The organism is Enterobacter cloacae complex sp. P16RS2, assembly GCF_014982155.1.
Classification (GTDB): Bacteria; Pseudomonadota; Gammaproteobacteria; order Enterobacterales; family Enterobacteriaceae; genus Enterobacter; species Enterobacter cloacae_M.
The window spans coordinates 152,389-176,023 of sequence record NZ_JADCKW010000010.1; the positions used below are offsets into that span (position 1 = coordinate 152,389).

The 23,635-nt window shown below is 55.3% G+C and carries 23 protein-coding genes and 2 tRNA genes; 6 read left to right on the forward strand and 19 right to left on the reverse strand.

Annotation, left to right across the window (positions count from 1 at the left end):
- Positions 1-32: 32 nt before the first annotated feature.
- A complete protein-coding gene (locus tag INF68_RS07760; protein WP_126785733.1) occupies positions 33-1,070 on the reverse strand; it encodes a permease in 1,038 nt (345 codons plus the stop codon).
- 40 nt (positions 1,071-1,110) lie between these two features.
- Positions 1,111-1,755: an NAD(P)H-binding protein gene (locus INF68_RS07765; RefSeq protein ID WP_126785732.1), complete on the reverse strand. Its 645-nt coding sequence runs from the start codon at positions 1,753-1,755 to the stop codon at positions 1,111-1,113.
- A 128-nt stretch (positions 1,756-1,883) separates the two neighbouring features.
- On the opposite strand from INF68_RS07765, the gene INF68_RS07770 reads away from it, so the two are divergent.
- On the forward strand, positions 1,884-2,402 hold the full coding sequence (locus tag INF68_RS07770; RefSeq protein ID WP_023333577.1) for a type 1 glutamine amidotransferase domain-containing protein: 519 nt from the start codon (positions 1,884-1,886) through the stop codon (positions 2,400-2,402).
- Here the strand turns inward: INF68_RS07770 and INF68_RS07775 are convergent.
- Positions 2,382-2,816: a YhbP family protein gene (locus tag INF68_RS07775; RefSeq protein WP_023309322.1), complete on the reverse strand. Its 435-nt coding sequence runs from the start codon at positions 2,814-2,816 to the stop codon at positions 2,382-2,384. The genes INF68_RS07770 and INF68_RS07775 overlap by 21 nt on opposite strands.
- A 14-nt stretch (positions 2,817-2,830) precedes the next feature.
- Here INF68_RS07775 and INF68_RS07780 point away from each other — a divergent pair, with 14 nt between their 5' ends.
- Positions 2,831-3,160: a GIY-YIG nuclease family protein gene (locus INF68_RS07780; RefSeq protein WP_023309323.1), complete on the forward strand. Its 330-nt coding sequence runs from the start codon at positions 2,831-2,833 to the stop codon at positions 3,158-3,160.
- Here INF68_RS07780 and INF68_RS07785 read toward each other — a convergent pair.
- Together INF68_RS07785 and INF68_RS07790 are read right to left on the reverse strand one after the other, a co-directional pair.
- The gene (locus tag INF68_RS07785) at positions 3,147-3,650 is read right to left on the reverse strand and encodes a GNAT family N-acetyltransferase (RefSeq protein ID WP_126785731.1); all 504 of its coding nucleotides are present in this window, start codon (positions 3,648-3,650) and stop codon (positions 3,147-3,149) included. The two genes, INF68_RS07780 and INF68_RS07785, sit on opposite strands and share 14 nt — an antisense overlap.
- Positions 3,644-4,168, reverse strand: coding sequence for an SCP2 domain-containing protein (locus INF68_RS07790; RefSeq protein ID WP_029739636.1), 525 nt, complete (start codon positions 4,166-4,168; stop codon positions 3,644-3,646). The genes INF68_RS07785 and INF68_RS07790 overlap by 7 nt, the downstream gene beginning before the upstream one ends.
- 211 nt (positions 4,169-4,379) lie before the next feature.
- Here INF68_RS07790 and INF68_RS07795 point away from each other — a divergent pair, with 211 nt between their 5' ends.
- The 3 genes from INF68_RS07795 to INF68_RS07805 all read left to right on the forward strand — a co-directional run bounded on the left by INF68_RS07795 (position 4,380) and on the right by INF68_RS07805 (position 7,347).
- Positions 4,380-5,375 (forward strand): peptidase U32 family protein, encoded by a 996-nt coding sequence (locus INF68_RS07795; protein WP_063442179.1) that lies wholly within the window; start codon positions 4,380-4,382, stop codon positions 5,373-5,375.
- Positions 5,376-5,382: 7 nt separating this feature from the next.
- Positions 5,383-6,261, forward strand: coding sequence for a U32 family peptidase (locus INF68_RS07800; RefSeq protein WP_126785730.1), 879 nt, complete (start codon positions 5,383-5,385; stop codon positions 6,259-6,261).
- Between the two features lie 78 nt (positions 6,262-6,339).
- Positions 6,340-7,347, forward strand: coding sequence for an LLM class flavin-dependent oxidoreductase (locus INF68_RS07805; protein WP_045355411.1), 1,008 nt, complete (start codon positions 6,340-6,342; stop codon positions 7,345-7,347).
- A gap of 62 nt (positions 7,348-7,409) precedes the next feature.
- On the opposite strand, the gene mtr is transcribed toward INF68_RS07805, so the two are convergent.
- The 12 genes from mtr to INF68_RS07865 all read right to left on the reverse strand — a co-directional run bounded on the left by mtr (position 7,410) and on the right by INF68_RS07865 (position 21,217).
- On the reverse strand, positions 7,410-8,654 hold the full coding sequence (gene mtr / locus INF68_RS07810) for a tryptophan permease (RefSeq protein WP_126785728.1): 1,245 nt from the start codon (positions 8,652-8,654) through the stop codon (positions 7,410-7,412).
- 142 nt (positions 8,655-8,796) lie between these two features.
- On the reverse strand, positions 8,797-10,692 hold the full coding sequence (locus INF68_RS07815) for a DEAD/DEAH family ATP-dependent RNA helicase (protein ID WP_023309330.1): 1,896 nt from the start codon (positions 10,690-10,692) through the stop codon (positions 8,797-8,799).
- Positions 10,685-10,765, reverse strand: a complete 81-nt coding sequence (gene yrbN, locus INF68_RS07820; RefSeq protein WP_097397692.1) for a protein YrbN — start codon at positions 10,763-10,765, stop codon at positions 10,685-10,687. The genes INF68_RS07815 and yrbN overlap by 8 nt, the downstream gene beginning before the upstream one ends.
- A gap of 107 nt (positions 10,766-10,872) precedes the next feature.
- The gene (gene nlpI / locus INF68_RS07825) at positions 10,873-11,757 is read right to left on the reverse strand and encodes a lipoprotein NlpI (protein ID WP_023309331.1); all 885 of its coding nucleotides are present in this window, start codon (positions 11,755-11,757) and stop codon (positions 10,873-10,875) included.
- A 108-nt stretch (positions 11,758-11,865) separates the two neighbouring features.
- Positions 11,866-14,004: a polyribonucleotide nucleotidyltransferase gene (gene pnp, locus INF68_RS07830; protein ID WP_126785726.1), complete on the reverse strand. Its 2,139-nt coding sequence runs from the start codon at positions 14,002-14,004 to the stop codon at positions 11,866-11,868.
- 242 nt (positions 14,005-14,246) lie between these two features.
- Positions 14,247-14,516 (reverse strand): 30S ribosomal protein S15, encoded by a 270-nt coding sequence (gene rpsO / locus INF68_RS07835; RefSeq protein WP_003861789.1) that lies wholly within the window; start codon positions 14,514-14,516, stop codon positions 14,247-14,249.
- Positions 14,517-14,670: 154 nt separating this feature from the next.
- Positions 14,671-15,621 (reverse strand): tRNA pseudouridine(55) synthase TruB, encoded by a 951-nt coding sequence (truB, locus tag INF68_RS07840; protein WP_045355410.1) that lies wholly within the window; start codon positions 15,619-15,621, stop codon positions 14,671-14,673.
- Positions 15,621-16,025, reverse strand: a complete 405-nt coding sequence (gene rbfA, locus INF68_RS07845; RefSeq protein WP_003024988.1) for a 30S ribosome-binding factor RbfA — start codon at positions 16,023-16,025, stop codon at positions 15,621-15,623. The genes truB and rbfA overlap by 1 nt, the downstream gene beginning before the upstream one ends.
- A gap of 212 nt (positions 16,026-16,237) precedes the next feature.
- Positions 16,238-18,925, reverse strand: coding sequence for a translation initiation factor IF-2 (infB, locus tag INF68_RS07850; RefSeq protein ID WP_023309335.1), 2,688 nt, complete (start codon positions 18,923-18,925; stop codon positions 16,238-16,240).
- Positions 18,926-18,949: 24 nt separating this feature from the next.
- Positions 18,950-20,452: a transcription termination factor NusA gene (gene nusA / locus INF68_RS07855; protein ID WP_003861798.1), complete on the reverse strand. Its 1,503-nt coding sequence runs from the start codon at positions 20,450-20,452 to the stop codon at positions 18,950-18,952.
- A 28-nt stretch (positions 20,453-20,480) separates the two neighbouring features.
- The gene (gene rimP, locus INF68_RS07860) at positions 20,481-20,933 is read right to left on the reverse strand and encodes a ribosome maturation factor RimP (protein WP_014833432.1); all 453 of its coding nucleotides are present in this window, start codon (positions 20,931-20,933) and stop codon (positions 20,481-20,483) included.
- 207 nt (positions 20,934-21,140) lie between these two features.
- Positions 21,141-21,217 (reverse strand) — tRNA-Met (locus INF68_RS07865).
- A 287-nt stretch (positions 21,218-21,504) separates the two neighbouring features.
- Here INF68_RS07865 and argG point away from each other — a divergent pair.
- The gene (gene argG, locus INF68_RS07870) at positions 21,505-22,851 is read left to right on the forward strand and encodes an argininosuccinate synthase (protein ID WP_109845834.1); all 1,347 of its coding nucleotides are present in this window, start codon (positions 21,505-21,507) and stop codon (positions 22,849-22,851) included.
- A gap of 184 nt (positions 22,852-23,035) precedes the next feature.
- Here the strand turns inward: argG and INF68_RS07875 are convergent.
- Positions 23,036-23,122, reverse strand: a tRNA-Leu gene (locus INF68_RS07875).
- 9 nt (positions 23,123-23,131) lie between these two features.
- Positions 23,132-23,464 carry a preprotein translocase subunit SecG gene (gene secG / locus INF68_RS07880; RefSeq protein WP_023333590.1) on the reverse strand — a complete coding sequence of 111 codons (333 nt, stop codon included), beginning with the start codon at positions 23,462-23,464 and terminating at the stop codon, positions 23,132-23,134.
- Positions 23,465-23,635: the final 171 nt, after the last annotated feature.

Genomic DNA, 23,635 nt, shown 5'->3' on the forward strand with positions numbered 1-23,635 from the left:
GCCCGGTAAGCGTCACCGCCACCGGGATTTTTTTACATCAACGCAATACTCCCCACCATCACCCCGCTCAACGCCACCAGCCCTGCGGTCAGCCACAGCGCTTTCGCCGGGAACGACTTACGCAGCATGATAAGCGACGGCAGGCTGATCGCCGGCAGCGTAATCAGAAGCGCCAGCGCCGGCGCGGTGCCCATACCGGCCAGCATCATGGTCTGAACAATCGGGATCTCCGCCGCCGTTGGGATCACAAACAGGCAGCCCGCAACGGCCATTGCGATAACCCACATCAGCGTGTTGTCGATAGCGCCATCCGCATGCGGGAAGAGCCAGACGCGCGCCGCCCCCAGAACCAGTACCGCCAGGATATAGACCGGGATGGTGCTCCAGAAAAGCTGCCATAGCGCCCTGCCCCAGCGCGCAAAGAATTCCCCCTGCGGCTCGCTGACGTCCAGCTCAACGGCTGCGGGTTCTGCGGCAGTATCCTTCACCAGTTTTTGCACCAGCGTCGCCACCACCAGTACGGTCAGTAGCCCGGCGACCAGACGGATGAACGCAAAATGCCAGCCCAGCACAAAGCCCATAAACACCAGCGTTGCCGGGTTGAGCAGCGGGTTCCCCATCCAGAACGCCAGCGCGCCGCCCATCGACACGCGCTGACGGCGCATACCTGCGGCCACGGGCGCGGCGCAGCAGGAACACATCATGCCCGGCAGCGAGAAAATCGTCCCCAGCAGCGTGCCCTGAAAGCGCGGCTGCCCAAGGGTTTTCACCAGCCAGTTGCGCGGGATAAGCACCTGAATCAGTGACCCCAGGATCACGCCTAAGACGGCGGCCTTCCAGACGGCAAGGAAGTAGACCATGGCGTAGTCCCACGCCGCCTGAAGCGGGCTGGATTCAGCCTGAGCGAGAATAGATTTACCGATGCTGTGCGTTTCGGCGGCGGTGAAGGCTTTGCCGTAGTACGGCTGCCATTTCACGTACCAGAGGCCAACAATGACCACGAGAAAAAAGAGTGCGGGCTTCCACCACTGAACAGGTGTTGCCGCCTGAGATGAAGACTGACCAGTCATAGCATTCCCCGGAGAGTATTAGGTTATTAGCCGGGGGAGTTTACGCCTCGCCCTGCGCGATTTCACGCAGTTTTGCCGAAGGGATAATGTTTACGCCCGCTTTCGACGGGGCCAGCCCCTCTTTTAACATCGCGCGCGCGACGTCCCGTGCCTCGATGGATTTCCAGTTGCCGGGAAGAATGCGAAACAGCGGGGCAAATATCGACTCGTTAAACCGGCGTTCGTCCCGGTGGCCGATCAGCATCGAGGGGCGCACAATCGTCAGTTGCTCCCATTTCTGCGCTATCAGCGCATCCTCCATTTTGCCCTTCACCTTGTTGTAGAAGAAAGGCGACCCGGCACTGGCGCCCAGCGCGCTGACCACCAGAAAATGTTTGGCCCCCAGCTTTTTCGCCGTGAGCGCGGTATCCACCACCAGCGTGTAGTCGGCGTGGATAAAGGCCTCTTTGCTGCCCGCCTCCCGCCGAGTGGTGCCCAGACAGCAAAAGGCGATATCAATGGGATCCTCCACCTGCGCCAGCGCGTCGGTCAGCTGAGGATCGTGCGGATTAAAGACGCCGGATAAGTCCGCCAGCGGTCGACGCGTCGGGGCGGCGATATAGTTCACGCGGCGATCCTGAATCAGCAGCCGCAGCAGATGATCGCCTACTAACCCGGTAGCACCCGTAATCAATACCTGACTCATCTTTTCCCCTTTACAGAATTGTCCGTTTGCGAACTCAGCGTCGTCGACCACACTTAGAAATCTGTTACAGGTAAGTATTTACCACAAGCGGAGAAAAATCAGTCTGAAGCCAAAACAACGGAGGAAGCATGGGCAAGAAAATCGCAGTCTTGATTACCGACGAGTTTGAAGATTCAGAATTCACCTCTCCAGCAGAGGCGTTCCGCAAGGCGGGACATGAGGTCATCACCATTGAGAAAGAGGCGGGTAAAACGGTGACAGGCCATAAGGGCGAGGCGACCGTAACCATCGATGAGACCATCGATAACGTGAGTCCCTCAGATTTCGACGCTCTGCTGTTACCCGGCGGCCATTCCCCGGATTCCCTGCGCGGGGACGAGCGCTTCGTGACCTTCACCCGGGACTTTGTTTCCACCGGCAAACCGGTCTTTGCCATCTGCCACGGCCCGCAGCTGCTCATCAGCGCAGAAGTGGTCCGCGGGCGTAAGCTTACCGCCGTGAAACCGATCGTTATCGATCTGAAAAATGCGGGGGCCGAGTTTTACGATCAGGAGGTGGTCAACGACAAAGACCAGCTGATCACCAGTCGAACCCCGGACGATCTCCCGGCGTTTAACCGCGAAGCGCTACGCCTGCTCGGCGCGTAACCAGTGCAGCTTCTTGCCAAAGCCCAGGGTGTTGTCGGTAAATTTCAGCTCATCGAGGCGGATTTCCCACACCGGGGCTTTTAGCGCAGCGGCAACGGGAAAGCGGCGCGTGTAGAGCTTACGGCGCGCGTCGCTCTCTTCGCCGTCCAGACGACGGATCTCTCCTTTGAACTGCACGCCGCGGATCAGCGCGACAGTTTTTGGCTGGCCGTTTACCGTGCCCGCGACCTTTGCCTGCTGGCCGGTCATCTGCGCATGCCGCGTTTTGTCTTCGCTCATGACATAAAAAGCCACGCGCTCAGGATCGTAGTAGTAAAATGCATTTGCGCACCACATCTCCCCCTCGTCATAGACGCACCAGGTGACAACATGCTGCTTTGCCAGCCAGCGGTTAATGGCGGCCAGTGTTTCCATTTTCGTTCTCTCTCATGCTATGGTGCGTTCACCTTAACATACTGAATCCGTTTACCGTGTGCTGGTTTCTCTATCTTGTCCGAACCGCTGATAACGCACTCTACACCGGGATCACCACCGATGTGGCGCGGCGTTTTTTACAACATCAAACGGGAAAAGGGGCAAAAGCGCTGCGGGGGAAAGGGGAATTACAGCTCGCCTTCTCAGCGGCCGTCGGCGACCGTTCGCTGGCGCTCAGGCTGGAATACCGTATCAAGCAGCTGACGAAGCGCCAGAAAGAGCGCCTCGTGACCGGAGACGGCTCCTTTGAGGCGCTACGCGAGAGCCTGATTAAAAGCGATTGAAATGGTCGTGATACTCGACCAGGCCGTTGACGCCGTTGAGCGCGTCGTCCGCCAGACGGTGGACCTGGAAAGCGGATTCCGTACCCGGCCAGCGACAGCGCAGATCGTAATGCGCGGCCTGCTCAAAGCCTAAACGTCCATAGAACGCCGGATCGCCCAGCGTGACAACGGCGGCATAGCCAAACTCATTGAGCGAATCCAGCCCTTCATAGACCAGCTGGCGCGCCAGACCTTGCCCGCGATAGCTTTCATCTACCGCCAGCGGCGCCATGCCGACCCACTGCAGCTCTTCGCCCTTAACGATGACCGGACTGAAGGCAACATAGCCCACCACCTGACCTTCGTCATCGGTGGCAACCAGCCCCAGCGTAATCAGGCCGTCTTCGCGAAGGTCGTGGACCAGTTGGGCTTCGGCATCGCTCGCAAAGGCGCGGCGTAACAACGCATCGATCCCCGGCGCATCAATCCCAATTTCGACTCGAATCAGCATGGCTCACCTACTGAAGTGTGTTTACCGTCCGGCGGGGTTTTCAGCCCGGCCTCAACGAAATCTGCCATTTGCATTAACATCACGCGCAGCGCTTTTGGCATCTGCTCCAGCTCAATGGCATCCATTAAATTCTTCACGTACAGGCCCAGTTCCGTGTCGCCTTCAATCACCAGACGGCGCTGGAAGAAGAGCGTATCCGGATCCTGCTTGCGCGCGGCGATCATCAGCAGATCGCTGGCGTTGGCGCTAAAGCTCACATCCGCGTCGGCGGATTCGCGTACGATCAGCTGGTCATTCTCAACGGAGGTAAACCAGCGCAGCCCGATGTCACGCACCTCAATGCTTAACCAGCGGCCTTCCAGGAATTCAAGCTCGCCGTCCTGCAGCGCCTGGCGGAACTGCCAGCTCAGGACCTGCTCCAGCACCTGGCGTTTTAGCGCGAACGGCGCCAGCTTGACCGGCACGCTCAGCATTGATGGTCCAAATTGTACGAGACGTGAACGCAGTTTATCCAGCACGAGCTTTACTCCCTGATATCTATAGTCCTGCTATTTTGCCATATCCGAAGCACAACATAGCGGCGTAAATCAACAAACCGTCGTCAGCCGTACCTCATTATTGGTGTCATCAATACGCCATTAGCTGCCTTAAATCAAAAATTGTCGCGTATGGGTTAATTAAAATCCCAGCTCGTTAACAATTTTGCGATCGACTACATCAGGATAAATTATGGAGCTGCTCTGCCCTGCCGGAAACCTTCCGGCGCTTAAGGCGGCCATCGAAAATGGGGCCGATGCTGTCTATATCGGGCTAAAAGATGACACCAACGCCCGCCATTTTGCTGGCCTCAACTTTACGGAGAAAAAGCTTCAGGAAGCCGTTAACTTCGTTCACCAGCACCGCCGCAAGCTGCATATCGCCATCAATACCTTTGCTCATCCTGACGGCTACGCCCGCTGGCAGCGCGCGGTGGATATGGCGGCACAGCTGGGTGCCGATGCGCTGATCCTGGCCGACCTCGCCATGCTTGAGTATGCGGCAGAACGCTATCCCCATATTGAGCGCCACGTCTCTGTTCAGGCATCTGCCACCAACGAAGAGGCGGTGCGTTTTTATCATCAACACTTTGACGTGGCCCGCGTGGTGCTGCCGCGCGTGCTCTCTATTCATCAGGTTAAGCAACTCGCGCGCGTCACGCCAGTGCCGCTGGAGGTTTTTGCCTTTGGCAGCCTGTGCATCATGGCCGAAGGCCGCTGCTATCTTTCCTCTTATTTAACCGGTGAATCTCCAAATACCGTCGGGGCCTGCTCTCCTGCCCGCTTTGTTCGCTGGCAGCAGACCCCTCAGGGGCTGGAGTCTCGCCTGAATGAGGTGCTGATTGACCGCTACCAGGACGGGGAAAACGCCGGTTATCCTACCCTGTGTAAAGGCCGCTATCTGGTCGACGGCGAGCGCTATCACGCGCTGGAGGAGCCCACCAGCCTCAATACGCTGGAGCTACTGCCGGAACTGCTGGCGGCCAATATTGCCTCGGTGAAAATCGAAGGACGTCAGCGCAGCCCGGCCTATGTGAGCCAGGTAGCGAAAGTGTGGCGTCAGGCCATCGACCGCTGCATGGCGGATCCGCAGAACTACGCTCCACAGCATGCCTGGATGGAAACGCTCGGATCGATGTCCGAAGGCACGCAAACCACGCTTGGCGCGTATCACCGTAAATGGCAGTGAGATCATCATGAAATATTCATTAGGACCGGTGCTCTACTACTGGCCAAAAGAGACGCTGGAAGATTTTTACCAACAGGCCGCGACCTGCAGCGCCGACGTGATTTACCTCGGCGAAGCGGTGTGCAGCAAGCGCCGCGCCACCAAAGTGGGCGACTGGCTGGATATGGCGAAAGGCCTGGCCGGAAGCGGCAAGCAGGTGGTGCTCTCCACGCTCGCGCTGGTGCAGGCGTCGTCCGAACTGGGTGAGCTGAAGCGCTACGTCGAAAACGGTGAGTTCCTGCTGGAAGCGAGCGATCTGGGCGTGGTGAACATGTGCGCTGAACGCAAGCTGCCGTTTGTCGCGGGCCATGCCCTGAACTGCTACAACGCCGTAACCCTGCGCCTGCTGCTCAAACAGGGAATGACGCGCTGGTGCATGCCGGTAGAGCTCTCCCGCGACTGGCTGGCAAACCTGCTTAAACAGTGCGACGAGCTGGGCATTCGCAATCAGTTTGAAGTGGAAGTGCTGAGCTACGGCCATCTGCCGCTGGCCTACTCCGCCCGCTGCTTCACCGCACGCTCGGAAGACCGCCCGAAAGACGAATGCGAAACCTGCTGCATCAAGTACCCGAACGGACGCAGCATGCTGTCGCAGGAGAATCAGCAGGTGTTTGTCCTCAACGGTATTCAGACCATGAGCGGCTATGTCTATAACCTCGGCAACGAGCTGGCGTCGATGGACGGGCTGGTGGATATGGTGCGTTTATCGCCGCTGGATACCGGGGTGTTCGCTATGCTTGACGCCTTCCGCGCCAACGAAAACGGTGACTCACCGCTGCCGCTGACGGCAAACAGCGACTGCAACGGCTACTGGAGACGGCTTGCCGGGCTGGAGCTGCAGGCGTAAAAAAGGCTCACTTTGTTAACAACGGTTATCATTTTTTAATGCAGTATTAAAGATTGACCGTCGACAAAGTGAGCTGTTATGACTGACAAAACCATTCCGTTTTCGGTGCTGGATCTGGCGCCGATCCCTCAGGGCTCCTCGGCAAGAGAAGCCTTTTCGCACTCCCTGGATCTGGCTCAGCTGGCCGAAAAGCGTGGCTATCACCGCTACTGGCTGGCCGAGCACCACAATATGGTTGGCATCGCCAGCGCCGCGACCTCGGTTTTGATCGGCTATCTGGCGGCAAATACCACCACCCTGCACCTGGGCTCCGGCGGCGTAATGCTGCCGAACCACGCCCCGCTGGTGATTGCCGAGCAGTTTGGCACCCTGAATACGCTCTACCCGGGCCGTATAGATTTAGGGCTTGGTCGTGCGCCTGGCAGCGATCAGCCGACCATGCGCGCCCTGCGCCGCCATATGAGCGGCGATATCGACAACTTCCCGCGCGACGTGGCCGAACTGGTGGACTGGTTCGACGCGCGCGATCCGAACCCGCACGTGCGCCCGGTGCCGGGCTACGGTGAGAAGATCCCGGTGTGGCTGTTAGGCTCAAGCCTCTACAGCGCACAGCTCGCCGCGCAGCTGGGACTGCCGTTTGCGTTTGCCTCCCACTTTGCACCGGATATGCTGCATCAGGCGCTGCATCTTTACCGAACGAACTTCAAACCGTCCGAGCGTCTTGAGAAGCCGTACGCGATGGTGTGTATCAACATCGTTGCGGCCGACAGCAATCGCGACGCGGAATTCCTGTTTACCTCAATGCAGCAGGCGTTTGTGAAGCTGCGCCGCGGTGAGACGGGCCAGCTTCCACCGCCGGTGGAGAATATGCATCAGCTGTGGTCCGCCTCCGAGCAGTATGGCGTGCAGCAGGCGCTGAGCATGTCGCTGGTTGGCGATAAGGCGAAAGTGCGTCACGGGCTGGACGCGGTGCTGCGCGAAACGCAGGCGGATGAGATTATGGTTAACGGCCAGATTTTCGATCACCAGGCGCGTTTGCATTCGTTTGAACTGGCGATGCAGGTGAAAGAGGAGTTGGTGGGGTAGTTTTTTGCTTTTCTCCCTCTCCCTATGGGAGAGGGCCGGGGTGAGGGGGTCAACCCCTCGTTTTACTGATAAACGGGCAACAGGTTAAAACTCGACAGCACGTGTACCAGTGCGTTACCAACGCCGAATACCAGAATCAGCGTAATCATCGGCTTGCCGCCCCAGACGCGGAATTTTGGGCTGCCGAAGCGTTTACGTGATTTGCGCGCCAGCAGCGCTGGCACAATCGCCGCCCAGATAGTTGCCGCCAGCCCTGCATAGCCGATGGCATACAGGAAGCCGTTCGGCCACAGCAGGCCGCCCACAATCGGCGGCAGGAAGGTCAGCAGCGCGGTTTTTAAACGCCCCATCGCAGAATCATCAAAGCCGAACAGATCCGCCAGATAGTCAAACAGGCCCAGCGTCACGCCCAGGAAAGAACTCGCCACCGCAAAGTTAGAGAAGATAACCAGCAGCAGATCCAGGCTGCGGCTGTTCAGTACGCCGCTCAGCGCCTGCACCAGCACGTCGATGTTACCGCCCTTCTGGGCAATGCCGATAAATTCCGGACGCGGGATGTTGCCCATCGTCCCCAGCAGCCAAATCACATACAGACCCAGCGCCAGCAGCGTGCCGTAGACCAGACACTTCACAATGGTGCGGGGATCTTTGCCGTAGTACTTCATCAGGCTCGGCACGTTACCGTGGTAACCGAACGACGCCAGACAGAACGGCAGCGTCATCAGCAGGTACGGTGTGTAGGAGGTATTCACTTCGGAGACGTTAAACAGCGTGGCGGGCGTCACGTGTCCCAGCAGGCTGCCGAAGGTCAGGAAGAAGGTGATGACCTTAGCGCCTAATACAATCGCCGTCATGCGGCTCACCGCTTTGGTACTCATCCAGACGATAAACGCCACAGCCAGCGCAAAACACAGCCCCGCCAGACGCGCCGGAACGTTCAGCGACATCTCCGAGAAGGTGTGATGCAGAATCGAGCCGCTCGCCGAAATATACGCGTAGGTCAGAATATAGAGCACAAACGCGATGGACAGCCCGTTCACCAGGTTCCAGCCTTTGCCCAGCAGATCTTTGGTGATGGTGTCGAAGCTGGAGCCAATGCGGTAGTTCAGGTTCGCCTCAAGGATCATCAGCCCGGAGTGGAGCATGCAGAACCAGGTGAACACCAGCGCCGCCAGCGACCAGAAGAACCACGCACCGGACATGACCACTGGCAGGGAGAACATCCCGGCACCAATGATGGTACCGCCAATGATCACCACGCCGCCAAGCAGCGAGGGTGACGTTTGGGTGGTGGTTAGTGTCGCCATACAGCCTTTTCTCCAGTCAATCATGCGGTTCTGCATTTTAATGTGACGCACTGTACCAGTACAAGAGTACAAAGGGAATAAAAAAAGCCCCGATAGGGTATATCGGGGCTGTATATTTTACTTTACGTCAGAAGCGTAAGGCTTACGCGTCACCGAAACGACGGCGGCTGGTGCCTTCTTCACGACGTGGGCCACGGTTTTCGCGACGCTCGCCGGAGAAACGACGACCTTCACCACCGCGACCTTCGCTGCGGCCGCCTTCACGACGCTCGCCACCGAAGCTGCGACCACCGCCACGACGTTCACCACCGCGGTCAGGACGTGGCTGTGCATCACCCATCAGCTGCATGTTCATCGGCTTGTTCAGGATGCGGGTACGCGTAAAGTGCTGCAGCACTTCGCCCGGCATGCCTTTTGGCAGCTCGATGGTGGAGTGAGATGCGAACAGCTTGATGTTACCGATATAACGGCTGCTGATGTCGCCTTCGTTAGCGATCGCACCAACGATGTGACGAACTTCAACGCCATCATCACGGCCCACTTCAATGCGGTACAGTTCCATGTCACCTGCGTCGCGACGTTCACGACGTGGACGGTCTTCACCACCACGCTCTGGACGGTCACCGCGTGGGCCACGGTCATTGCGGTCGCCACGACGTTCGAAGCGATCGTCACGGTCACGGAATTCACGCTTAGGACGCATCGGCGCATCTGGTGGCACGATCAGGCTACGTTCGCCCTGAGCCATTTTCAGCAGTGCTGCGGCCAGGGTTTCCATGTCCAGTTCTTCGCCTTCAGCAACAGGCTGAATCTGCGACAGCAGCGCGCGGTACTGATCCAGATCGCTGCTTTCCAGCTGCTGCTGTACTTTCGCGGCGAATTTTTCCAGACGGCGTTTGCCCAGCAGCTCTGCGTTTGGCAGGTCCGCTTCTGGAATGGTCAGCTTCATGGTGCGTTCGATGTTACGCAGCAGACGACGCTCGCGGTTCTCAACGAACAGCAGCGCGCGGCCAGCACGACCCGCACGACCGGTACGGCCGATACGGTGAACGTAAGACTCGGAATCCATCGGGATGTCGTAGTTAACAACCAGGCTGATACGCTCAACGTCCAGACCACGTGCTGCCACGTCGGTTGCAATCAGGATATCCAGACGACCGTCTTTCAGACGCTCCAGAGTCTGCTCACGCAGGGCCTGGTTCATGTCGCCGTTCAGCGCTGCGCTGTTGTAGCCGCTACGCTCCAGGGCTTCAGCCACTTCCAGGGTCGCGTTTTTGGTACGAACGAAGATAATCGCCGCATCAAAATCTTCCGCTTCCAGGAAACGTACCAGCGCTTCGTTTTTGCGCATGCCGTACACAGACCAGTAGCTCTGGCTGATGTCCGGGCGAGTGGTTACGCTGGACTGAATACGCACTTCCTGAGGATCTTTCATGAAGCGCTTGGTGATACGACGAATCGCTTCTGGCATGGTGGCAGAGAACAGCGCGGTCTGATGACCGTCCGGGATCTGCGCCATGATGGTTTCAACGTCTTCGATGAAGCCCATACGCAGCATTTCATCTGCTTCATCCAGTACCAGGCCGCTCAGTTTAGAGAGGTCCAGAGTACCGCGCTTCAGGTGATCCAGCAGACGGCCCGGCGTACCGACAACAATCTGTGGGCCCTGGCGCAGGGCGCGTAACTGCACGTCATAACGCTGGCCGCCGTACAGGGCTACCACGTTTACGCCGCGCATATGTTTAGAGAATTCCGTCATGGCCTCTGCAACCTGAACAGCCAGTTCACGGGTTGGAGCCAGGACGAGGATCTGCGGTGCACGCAGGTCCGGATCAATGTTGTTCAGCAGCGGCAGCGAGAATGCTGCAGTTTTACCGCTACCAGTCTGGGCCATGCCCAGCACGTCACGACCAGAAAGCAGGTGTGGGATACACTCAGCCTGGATCGGAGATGGTTTTTCGTAACCCAGATCGTTAAGGGCTTCAAGGATAGGAGCCTTCAGGCCCAGATCTGCAAAAGTGGTTTCGAATTCAGCCATGTAGTACAAGTGCCTCGATATTAATGGCGGCCAGTCTACTTAGCTCATCGTGAAAATGATTAGCAATTTTCATTGAAAAGTGTGAACCGGCTCAAAGTAGGTGTATTGACGAACAACAACGCCCTCACCAGTTAAGGTGATGGCAATCAAAAGATTACGGGCTGATGTTTATGTCGTCAGCTATTGCTGGTCCGATTCTGCCAGGTCGTCATGCTCCTGGCCCAAGAGCGATAATTCCAACAATGCATAACGGTGCTCAACGAAGTTGTGTACGTTGTTAGCAACCGCTAATTTGAACAGTGCCGTAGCGCTGTCCATATCCCCCAGACTTAGGTAGTACTTACCTAAATAGAAGTTGGTTTCACTGAGATGCTCAGCGAGCGAGGTGTTATCCGTTGCGTCCGCCTTGAGGCGTTCCATCAGCGTTGCTTCGCTAATGTTGCCCAGGTAGAACTCGACAATGTTCCATCCCCACTGTTCCTTGTCCGATTTATCGAAGCGCTGTTTCAGTGCCTCTTTTGCCTGCTTCTCATCGAGCTTCCGCTCAACGATGTAAAGCCACAGGCTACGGAAAGGATCATTAGGATCGTCTTGATAAAACGCCAGCAGATCATCTTGCGCTAACTTATCACGACCGCCGTAATACAATGCGATACCGCGATTCAAGTGCGCGTAGTTGTAAGTTGGATCAAGCTCAAGTACAGAATCAAACGCTTCATAGGCAGCATCAAAATTGCCTGCCTGCGTTAAATAAATGCCTAAGTAATTGAATACTTCAGGCATATCAGGTCGGATAGCCAGCGCTTGTGAAAAATCATTTCGCGCCAATGCCCTCAGACCGAGACTATCATACAACACTCCGCGCTCATATAAAAGCTGTGCGCGTTCTTCATCGGTTAAAGCCCGACTGGCAAGTATTTGTTCCATGCGTGCCAGAATCACTTCCTGCTGCAAAGTCGGTTGCAATGGCACTGCGAGGACTTCGCTCTTACGCCAGGCAGAGTTGCTGCATCCTGCCAGCGTTAAAGCTGTCGCAACGAAACACCAGCGCAAAAAAGGCTTCATTTCCCACTCCCGAAGACAACTATTGGATGAACGTCCTGTCCCCCGGCGGCTTAACAAGGCGTCCTGCCTGATAATAGGCCCTCCGCAAAGCGGAGGGCAAATGGCAACTTACTCGCCTTGCTGTTCTGCTGCCTGTGCTTCTGGCGCAGCAGCTGGCTGAGACTGCTCGGTTGCTTCTTTAATGCTCAGACGGATACGGCCCTGGCGATCAACTTCCAGAACTTTCACCGGTACTTCCTGACCCATCTGCAGGTAATCGGTCACTTTCTCAACGCGCTTGTCAGCGATCTGAGAGATGTGAACCAGACCTTCTTTACCGCCACCGATGGCAACGAACGCGCCAAAGTCAACGATACGGGTCACTTTACCTGCGTAGACGCGGCCCACTTCGATCTCTGCCGTGATTTCTTCGATGCGACGGATCGCGAATTTCGCTTTCTCGCCGTCGGTTGCTGCGATCTTCACAGTACCGTCATCTTCGATTTCGATCGTGGTGCCAGTCTCTTCGGTCAGAGCACGGATTACGGAACCGCCCTTACCGATAACATCTTTGATCTTGTCTGGGTTGATCTTGATGGTGTGGATACGTGGAGCGAACTGAGAAATGTCGCCACGCGGCGCGTTAATCGCCTGTTCCATCACGCCCAGGATGTGCAGACGAGCACCTTTAGCCTGGTTCAGCGCAACCTGCATGATCTCTTTGGTGATACCTTCAATTTTGATATCCATCTGCAGCGCAGAGATACCTTCGCGGGAACCCGCTACTTTGAAGTCCATATCACCCAGGTGGTCTTCGTCGCCCAGAATGTCAGACAGAACAACATAGTTGTCGCCTTCTTTCACCAGGCCCATTGCGATACCCGCAACGGCGGCTTTGATTGGCACGCCTGCATCCATCAGCGCCAGAGAGGCACCACACACGGAAGCCATGGAAGAAGAACCGTTAGATTCTGTGATTTCAGACACCACACGTACGGTGTATGGGAATTTGTCTGCTTCTGGCATCACTGCCAGCACGCCGCGCTTCGCCAGACGACCGTGACCAATTTCACGACGCTTCGGTGAGCCAACCATGCCGGTTTCACCTACGGAGTACGGAGGGAAGTTGTAGTGGAACAGGAAGCTGTCAGTGCGCTCGCCCATCAGTTCGTCGATGATCTGCGCGTCACGGGCTGTACCCAGGGTCGCGGTAACCAGCGCCTGCGTTTCACCACGGGTGAACAGCGCAGAACCGTGAGTACGTGGCAGCACGCCAGTACGCACGTCCAGACCACGGATCATGTCTTTTTCACGGCCATCGATACGCGGCTCGCCAGCCAGCACGCGGCTACGAACAACGTTTTTCTCAATAGCGTGCAGGATTTCGCCAATTTCGTTAGCGTCCAGCGTTTCGTCTTCGGCAACCAGGGTCGCGGTTACTTCAGATTTGATCACGTCAACCTGAGCGTAACGCTCCTGTTTGTCGGTGATGCGGTATGCATCGCTCAGACGAGATTCTGCCAGTGCAGCAACACGTGCGTTCAGCGCGTCGTTGGCCGCTTCTGGCTGCCAGTCCCAACGTGGTTTACCGGCTTCTTTCACCAGGTCGTTGATGTTCTGGATAACAACCTGCTGCTGGTCATGGCCGAAGACCACAGCGCCCAGCATCTGGTCTTCGCTCAGCAGTTCAGCTTCGGATTCAACCATCAGCACAGCGGCTTCGGTACCCGCAACAACGAGGTCCAGCTTACTTTCTTTCAGCTCTTCCTGGGTTGGGTTCAGCACGTACTGGTCATTGATGTAGCCAACGCGCGCGGCACCGATTGGGCCATTGAATGGAATACCAGACAGTGACAGGGCAGCGGATGCGCCGATCATGGCAACGATGTCCGGGTTAACCTGTGGGTTAACGGAAACAACGGTCGCGATAACCTGTACTTCGTTAACGAAGCCTTCCGGGAACAGCGGACGAACCGGGCGGTCAATCAGACGCGCAATCAGGGTTTCGCCTTCGCTTGGACGGCCTTCACGACGGAAGAAACCACCCGGGATTTTACCGGCAGCGTAGGTACGCTCCTGGTAGTTAACGGTCAGCGGGAAGAAGTCCTGACCTGGTTTAGCTTTTTTCTGGCCAACAACGGTAACGAATACCGCAGTGTCATCCATGCTTACCATAACGGCAGCAGTAGCCTGACGTGCCATCATGCCGGTTTCCAGCGTGACGGTATGTTGACCATACTGGAATTTACGAACGATCGGATTCAGCAAAGTTCTGTCCTTTCTTAAATGTTTGACAGCACACCACCGGTGTGCTGTCGATTTAACCCGACCTTCTTCGCATCCTCGCGACTAATGACAACCAACACCCCCATGGGTGAAGCCTCTCATTAGCCGCGCGAACCTCTGCAATGAAGATCATTTATAGCAACAATACAATAGTTTCCAGTGAATTGCTGCCGTCTGGTTGAAAAAAGGGGCCATCAGGCCCCCTTTTCTGAAACTCGCAAGAATTAGCGACGCAGACCCAGACGCTCGATCAGCGCGGTGTAGCGTGCAACATCTTTACGTTTCAGGTAGTCGAGCAGTTTACGACGCTGAGAAACCATACGCAGCAGACCACGACGGCTGTGGTGATCTTTTTTGTGCTCTGCAAAGTGACCCTGCAGGTGGTTAATCTGTGCAGTCAGCAGTGCAACCTGGACTTCGGTAGAACCGCTGTCGTTAGTACCACGACCAAACTCAGAAACGATTTTAGCTTTAGCTTCAACGCTTAGAGACATTTTCAAACTCCAAAGTATAAAGAATGTAAGGATGCCGATCTCTAATTCAGCAATCCCATGTACGCCCCGCAGATTGTTAAACAATTTACCAGGCGTTAAGCGGCGATATTCTACTCGTCTCCCCTGCTTATCGCAAGGTGAGCCGTCATCACCGTCACGCGTCGACCGGATATTCGACGACCAGGCGACGCGGCGCAACGCGCCCTTCGCCATCCATTTCGCCCATACCGATGAATTTCCCTTCGTCACCTTCGGTCACGCGTACCAGTCCTTCCAGCGGCGCTTCCGCCGTACGAACCGGGTTGCCGTTCTTAAAGTAAACGGACGATGTTAAAGGAAGATTAACAACCGGGAAGTCCGCTGCCGGACTGTCCATCGGCATCAGCAAGGGATCCAGCAAATCTGCCGGCGCAATCCCCTGCGCTTCCGCCTGTTCTACCAGCTCGCGCAGATGTTCCAGGGTCACCATCCGCTCCACCGGGTACTTGCTTACCGCCAGACGGCGCAGGTAAATCACATGCGCACCGCAGCCCAGCTTTTCACCGAGGTCGTCGATGATGGTGCGAATATAGGTCCCTTTCGAACAGTGTACTTCCAGCTCCAGCTCATCGCCTTCATGGCGAATAAACAGCAGCTCATACACGGTTATCGGACGGGCTTCACGCGGGACGTCAATGCCCTGGCGTGCATATTCGTAGAGCTTCTTGCCCTGATATTTCAGCGCCGAATACATCGACGGCACCTGCATCGTGTCCCCACGGAAGCTCTCCAGCGCAGCATCGAGCTGCTCCGCGCTGAAGGTCACCGGACGCTCTTCCACCACCTGGCCATCCGCGTCGGAGGTATCCGTGCGCTGGCCCAGTTTAGCGATAACGCGGTAACGCTTATCGGAGTCGAGCAGGTACTGGGAAAACTTTGTCGCCTCTCCCAGGCAGACCGGCAGCATGCCGGTTGCCAGCGGATCGAGCGCGCCGGTGTGGCCCGCACGGTTGGCGTTATAAATACGCTTAACTTTCTGCAGCACGTCGTTGCTGGAAGCGCCCTGGGGTTTATCCAGCAGCAGCACACCATGCACGTCGCGACCACGACGACGAGGACGACTCATTAGTCCTCCTTGCTGTCGTCCGCCGGGTTAACACGACGCTCGTCGTCATGTTTAACCACGCTGGTCACCAGGTTGGACATACGCATACCTTCGACCAGCGAGTTGTCGTAGAAGAAGGTCAGCTCAGGCACGATACGCAGGCGCATCGCTTTGCCGAGCAGAGAGCGGATGAAACCAGAGGCTTCCTGCAGCGCTTTAATGCCGTTTTTCACTGCCGCTTCGTCCTGATCGTTCAGGAAGGTGACGAACACTTTTGCATATGCCAGATCTCGGGACATTTCGACACCGGAAACGGTGGTCATCATGCCGACGCGCGGGTCTTTAATTTCACGTTGCAGAATGAGTGCGATCTCTTTCTGCATTTCCTGCGCTACGCGCTGAGGGCGACCAAATTCTTTCGCCATAATAAATTCTCCAGACAAAAAAGGGGCTAAAAGCCCCTTTTAAAATTATTGCCGGGTGGCGCTTCGCTTACCCGGCCTACGCTAGTTAATCTTCTAAGGATTTTGGGTTGCAACAAGGCGGCAAGCTCGTGAATCCCCGGGAGCATAGATAACTATGTGACCGGGGTGAACGAGCGCAGCCAACGCAGTGGCGGCCCAAAAGCCGACGAAGATTAAGCGATGGTACGCTGAATTTCGATGATCTCGAACACTTCGATCATATCGCCAACGCGAACGTCGTTGTAGTTCTTCACACCGATACCACATTCCATGCCGTTACGGACTTCGTTAACGTCATCTTTGAAGCGGCGCAGGGATTCCAGCTCGCCTTCGTAGATAACCACGTTGTCACGCAGTACGCGGATTGGGTTGTGACGCTTGATGTTACCTTCGGTAACCATACAGCCCGCGATCGCACCGAATTTCGGTGATTTGAACACGTCACGTACTTCAGCCAGACCGATGATCTGCTGTTTCAGCTCAGGAGACAGCATGCCGCTCATCGCTGCTTTCACTTCGTCGATCAGGTTATAGATGACGGAGTAGTAGCGCAGATCCAGGCTTTCAGCTTCAATCACTTTACGCGCGGATGCATCCGCACGAACGTTGAAGCCAACCAGGATAGCGTTGGAGGCAGCAGCCAGGGTCGCGTCGGTTTCGGTGATACCACCTACGCCAGAACCGATGATCTTCACTTTCACTTCGTCGGTAGACAGTTTCAGCAAGGAGTCGGAGATCGCTTCCACAGAACCCTGAACGTCGGCTTTCAGAACGATGTTCACTTCGTGAACTTCGCCATCGGTCATGTTGGCAAACATGTTCTCGAGTTTAGATTTCTGCTGACGAGCCAGTTTAACTTCACGGAATTTACCCTGACGATACAGTGCCACTTCACGCGCTTTCTTCTCGTCACGCACCACGGTCACTTCGTCACCGGCAGCCGGAACACCGGACAGACCCAGGATTTCCACTGGAATGGACGGACCTGCTTCCAGCACTTCCTGACCCAGTTCGTTACGCATCGCACGAACGCGACCGTATTCGAAACCGCACAGAACGATATCGCCTTTATGCAGCGTACCTTCGCGAACCAGAACGGTAGCAACCGGGCCACGTCCTTTATCCAGGAAGGATTCGATAACCGCACCGCTCGCCATACCGTTACGGATGGCTTTCAGCTCCAGAACTTCGGCCTGCAGCAGGATCGCGTCCAGCAGTTCGTCGATACCGGTACCCGCTTTCGCAGACACGTGTACGAACTGGCTTTCGCCGCCCCACTCTTCCGGCAGAATACCGTACTGGGAAAGTTCGTTTTTAACACGATCGGGATCCGCTTCTGGCTTATCGATCTTGTTCACTGCAACGACAACCGGCACACCTGCTGCTTTCGCGTGCTGGATAGCTTCGATGGTCTGCGGCATGACGCCGTCGTCTGCAGCAACAACCAGAACAACGATATCCGTCGCCTGAGCACCACGAGCACGCATTGAGGTAAACGCGGCGTGGCCCGGAGTATCCAGGAAGGTGATCATACCGTTGTCAGTTTCTACGTGGTAAGCACCGATGTGCTGGGTAATACCACCCGCTTCACCAGAGGCAACCTTAGTAGAACGAATGTAGTCAAGCAGAGAGGTTTTACCGTGGTCAACGTGACCCATGATGGTCACAACCGGTGCACGCGGTTCAGCCGCAGCACCAGTATCACGGTCGCTCATTACTGCTTCTTCCAGCTCGTTTTCACGACGCAGGATAACTTTATGACCCATCTCTTCAGCAACCAGCTGTGCGGTTTCCTGATCGATGACCTGGTTGATGGTCGCCATGGCACCCAGCTTCATCATTGCTTTGATGACCTGAGAGCCTTTAACCGCCATCTTGTTCGCCAGTTCGCCAACGGTAATGGTTTCGCCGATCACAACGTCACGGTTAACAGCCTGAGCTGGCTTCTGGAAGCCCTGCTGCAGCGCGGAACCTTTACGCTTGCCGCCTTTACCACCGCGAACAGCCGCGCGTGCTTCTTCACGGTCAGCTTTGGATTCAGCGTGCTTGTTGCCTTTTTTCGCCGGACGCGCTGCTTTTGCATTACGACCACGGCCACGGCCGCCTTCTACTTCACGGTCGTTATCATCTTCAGCCTGACGCGCATGCTGAGAAGTGGTCACGTGATAGTCGCTGGTGTCTTCAGTCGGCTCAACGGTATTCACACCATTCTTCTCGTTTTCTTCTGCCATGCGGCGCGCTTCTTCGGCGACGCGGCGAGCTTCTTCTTCCAGCTTACGGCGGGCTTCTTCTTCCGCTTTACGCTTCAGCTCGGCAGCTTCATTTTCACGGCGGGCTTTTTCAGCCTGGGCGGTTTTGGTCATTTCGTCTGTCTGTTGATTGCTCACTTTGTCTTTTTCCGCAGCGTCACGCTTCACTTTATCACTTGCGTCGCGTTTCGCTTTTTCTGCGGCCTCACGTTCAGCTTTTAATTCTGCTTCACGTTTGGCGGCTGCTTCCGCCTCACGCTGAGCTTGTTCTTCCGCTTCACGCTGTGCCTGCTCTTCCGCGGCAAGGCGTTCTGCCTCTTGCGGATCACGTTTTACAAAGGTGCGCGTCTTGCGGACTTCAATTTGTACCGATTTGCTTTTGCCACCGGTACCAGGGATGTTTAACGTGCTGCGCGTTTTGCGCTGCAGCGTTAACTTGTCAGGCGTAGAACCGTGTTCACGGTTCAGGTGCGTTAACAAGGTTTGTTTTTCTTGCGCGGTCACCGAGTCATCAGCGGACTTCGGGATCCCTGCATCAGCAAATTGCTGTACCAGGCGGTCCACGGAGGTCTGAATCTCAGCAGCCAGCGATTTTACAGTTACATCAGTCATGCTGTTCCTTCCTGCTACAGTTTATTACGCTTCGTCGCCGAACCAGCAAATATTACGTGCGGCCATGATGAGCTCGCCGGCTTTCTCGTCGGTTAAACCTTCGATATCAGCCAGGTCATCAACGCCTTGCTCAGCGAGATCTTCCAGCGTACAAACACCACGGGCAGCCAGCTTGAACGCAATCGCACGATCAAGACCTTCCAGATTCAGCAGGTCATCAGCCGGCTTCTTATCGCCAAGGCTTTCTTCCTGAGCCAGTGCCAGGGTGGTCAGTGCGTTTTTAGCGCGTTCACGCAGGGCTTCAACGGTTGGTTCATCCAGACCGTCAATTTCCAGCAGCTCTTTCATTGGCACATAGGCCAGTTCTTCCAGCGTAGAGAAACCTTCTTCAACCAGAACAGTGGCGAAGTCTTCGTCAATATCCAGGTATTTAGTGAAGGTATCGATCGCCGCATGGGCTTCAGCCTGATGCTTAGCCTGCAGGTCATCAACGGTCATTACGTTGAGTTCCCAGCCGCTCAGCTGTGACGCCAGGCGTACGTTCTGACCGTTACGGCCGATTGCCTGCGCCAGGTTGCCCGCTTCAACAGCGATATCCATGGTGTGTTTGTCTTCGTCAACAACGATAGACGCCACATCAGCTGGAGCCATTGCGTTGATCACGAACTGCGCCGGGTTGTCATCCCACAGAACGATATCAATACGTTCGCCGCCCAGCTCAGTAGAAACTGCCTGGACACGCGCACCGCGCATACCGACGCAAGCACCGACCGGGTCGATACGCTTGTCGTTGGTTTTCACCGCAATTTTCGCACGGGAGCCCGGATCGCGAGCCGCCGCTTTAATCTCGATAACTTCTTCACCGATTTCCGGCACTTCGATACGGAACAGTTCTACCAGCATTTCTGGTTTAGAACGGGTCACGAACAGCTGTGCACCACGCGCTTCAGGACGAACGGCGTACAGAACACCGCGAATGCGGTCGCCTGGGCGGAAGTTTTCACGCGGCAGCATATCTTCACGCAGGATCACGGCTTCAGCGTTACCCGGCAACCCTTCGGATTTGATCTCGAGGGAGATGTTGTCGCGGTTCACTTTCTTCACCACACCGGTGATGATCTCGCCTTCCTGATCGCGGAACTGATCGACAACCAGCGCGCGCTCGGCTTCGCGCACTTTCTGCACGATAACCTGTTTAGCGGTCTGGGTGGTGATACGGTCGAAGGTCACAGATTCAATCTGATCTTCAACGTAGTCACCCACGTTCAGACTTTCGTCTTCAAAACGGGCGGCTTCCAGCGTGATCTCTTTGGTCGGCTGGGTCACTTCTTCAACGATTACCCAACGACGGAATGTATCGAAGTCACCGCTTTTACGATCGATTTCTACGCGAACATCGATCTCTTGTTCGTATTTTTTCTTGGTTGCTGTAGCCAGTGCACTTTCCAGCGCTTCGAAAATCTTCTCACGCGGCAGTGATTTCTCGTTGGAGACGGCTTCAACAACAGCCAAAATTTCTTTGTTCATCGCGGGCTTTTCACCTCAATCCAGACTGTTAAAAGTGGGGAACCAGGTTCGCCTTCTGGATATTACTCAGCGCGAACACTTCATCTTTGCCTTCGACTGTCACCGTGATCATTTCACCATCAACGGCTTTGATAATTCCCTGCCATTTACGGCGGTTCTGTACGGCCATACGCAGAACGAGAGCCACTTCTTCACCGGTAAAGCGCACATAGTGCTCGGCCGTGAACATCGGGCGATCGAGGCCAGGTGAGGAAACTTCCAGGTTGTACGCAACGGTAATTGGGTCTTCAACATCAAGAACCGCACTCACCTGGTGGCTGACATCAGCACAATCATCAACATTGATGCCATCTTCACTATCAATATAGATGCGCAGCGTCGATGTACGGCCGCGAACGAATTCGATGCCGACCAGTTCGTAGCCCAGTGCTTCGACCGGTGCAGTAATCATCTCTGTTAATTTTTGCTCTAATGTGGACAAGCCCACCCCCAAGACATAAAAAAAGGGCGTAAAGCCCAGTTATTCTGTAGTCAGATAACAAAAAACCCCGATAAATCGGGGCTTTAGATAACTGAACCCTATAGCCACAACTGTGGCCTGGAGCACTTTCCGAAAGAATTTTTTCAAATCCAGCTACGAAGGCTCTAAGTCTTCACAGTATATTTGAAAAAGAACTTTATGGGAAAGTGGTTGCGGGGGCCGGATTTGAACCGACGACCTTCGGGTTATGAGCCCGACGAGCTACCAGGCTGCTCCACCCCGCGCCTGAAACGTGGCAAATTCTACGCGTTTTGGACAGAATTTGCAAATAATGCTGGGATTTGGTACCGAAGACGGGACGTAAAATCGGCGTTTAGTATATTGATAGTTGACCCCACCTGTCAACCCAACTTCCGCCAGATCAATTAGACCAAAATTTTTACAAAAAACGCACGACTCTCTTCCGGTCTTCGCCAAAAGATGATTAAATGAATACTCACTTATTTTGCATAAAAATGCACAAGAGAGCGAAAGCGGTCTCTAATCAGTCAATCAAGCAGGGTTTTATTCTATGACGACTATTCTCAAGCATCTTCCGGTTGGACAACGTATTGGCATCGCTTTCTCAGGTGGCCTGGATACCAGCGCTGCACTACTGTGGATGCGCCAGAAGGGAGCGGTTCCGTACGCCTATACCGCGAACCTGGGTCAGCCGGATGAGGACGACTATGATGCCATTCCTCGTCGCGCTAAAGAGTATGGTGCAGAGAACGCGCGCCTGATTGACTGCCGTAAGCAACTGGTCGCTGAAGGTATCGCGGCTATTCAGTGCGGTGCGTTCCATAACACCACCGGCGGCCTGACCTATTTCAACACCACCCCGCTGGGTCGTGCGGTCACTGGCACCATGCTGGTTGCAGCAATGAAAGAAGACGGCGTCAACATCTGGGGTGACGGTAGCACCTATAAAGGTAACGATATTGAACGTTTCTATCGTTATGGCCTGCTGACCAACGCCGAACTGCAGATCTACAAGCCGTGGCTGGATACCGACTTCATCGACGAGCTGGGTGGCCGTCATGAGATGTCCGAGTTTATGATCGCCTGCGGTTTCGACTATAAGATGTCCGTCGAGAAAGCTTACTCCACTGACTCCAACATGCTGGGTGCGACGCACGAAGCGAAAGACCTGGAATTCCTGAACTCAAGCGTGAAGATCGTTAACCCGATCATGGGCGTGAAGTTCTGGGACGAAAACGTCAAAATCCAGGCTGAAGAAGTGACCGTGCGTTTCGAACGCGGCCATCCGGTTGCGCTGAACGGTAAAACCTTCTCTGACGATGTTGAGATGATGCTGGAAGCTAACCGTATTGGCGGTCGTCACGGTCTGGGCATGAGCGATCAGATTGAAAACCGTATCATCGAAGCGAAAAGCCGTGGCATCTATGAAGCCCCGGGAATGGCGCTGCTGCACATCGCTTACGAGCGTCTGCTAACCGGCATTCACAACGAAGACACCATTGAGCAGTATCACTCTCATGGCCGTCAGCTGGGTAAACTGCTTTATCAGGGCCGCTGGTTCGATCCACAGGCGCTGATGCTGCGTGATGCGCTGCAGCGTTGGGTGGCAAGCGCGATCACCGGTGAAGTAACGCTGGAACTGCGTCGCGGTAACGACTACTCCATCCTGAATACCGTGTCTGATAACCTGACCTATAAAGCAGAGCGTCTGACCATGGAGAAAGGTGAATCCGTGTTCTCGCCGGACGATCGTATCGGTCAGCTGACTATGCGTAACCTGGACATCACCGATACCCGCGAGAAGCTGTTCAACTATGTTGAGAATGGCCTGCTCTCCGCGAATTCCGGTAACGGTCTGCCGCAGGTTGAAAACCTGGAGCACAGCGATAAGAAGTAATCGCTGATATAACGTGCAAAAGGCTCCCACAGGGCGCTTTTTTGTGGACTTTCGTAGGGCGGGTAAGCGCAGCGTCACCCGCCATTTTGCCCGGTGGCGCTACGCTTTCCGGGCCGACAAAACCACACCTCAGAATATGCAGACGAAAAAAAAGACGTCTTTCGACGTCTTTCTTCTGGAATATTGGTACCGAGGATGGGACTCGAACCCACAAGCCCGTTAGGGCACTACCACCTCAAGGTAGCGTGTCTACCAATTCCACCACCTCGGTACAGAATACTTAGTGCGGGATATCGCTGGTTGGCTTAGCCGGTGCAGCTGGCTGAGTCTGCTCAGTTTTCGCTGGCGCGCTCAGGTTTTCCCACTCGCTTCCTTTGCTGGTCTTGTTGCTGTTGATATTGCCAAGCACCAGACTGATGATGAAGAACAGCGTAGCCAGAATCGCCGTTGTGCGGGTCATGAAGTTCGCAGAACCACTTGAACCGAACAGCGTACCGGAAGCGCCTGCTCCGAAGGAGGCTCCCATATCAGCGCCTTTACCTTGCTGCAGCATGATCAGCGCTACGAGAGCGATGGCTACAATAAGGAAAATAACTAAAAGAGCTTCGTACATAATCAACCTGTTCCTTGCGGATTTGCCGCATATCAATGCTTCGACCAATTAGCAGGATTTTTGTTTCCCACTGAAGCGGGTGTGAATACTAACCAAAGCGAATGACCTTCGCAAGGGCATTTTTGACGCATTGTATCAACTGCGGAAAAAAACAGCAAAAAGCCATTAATT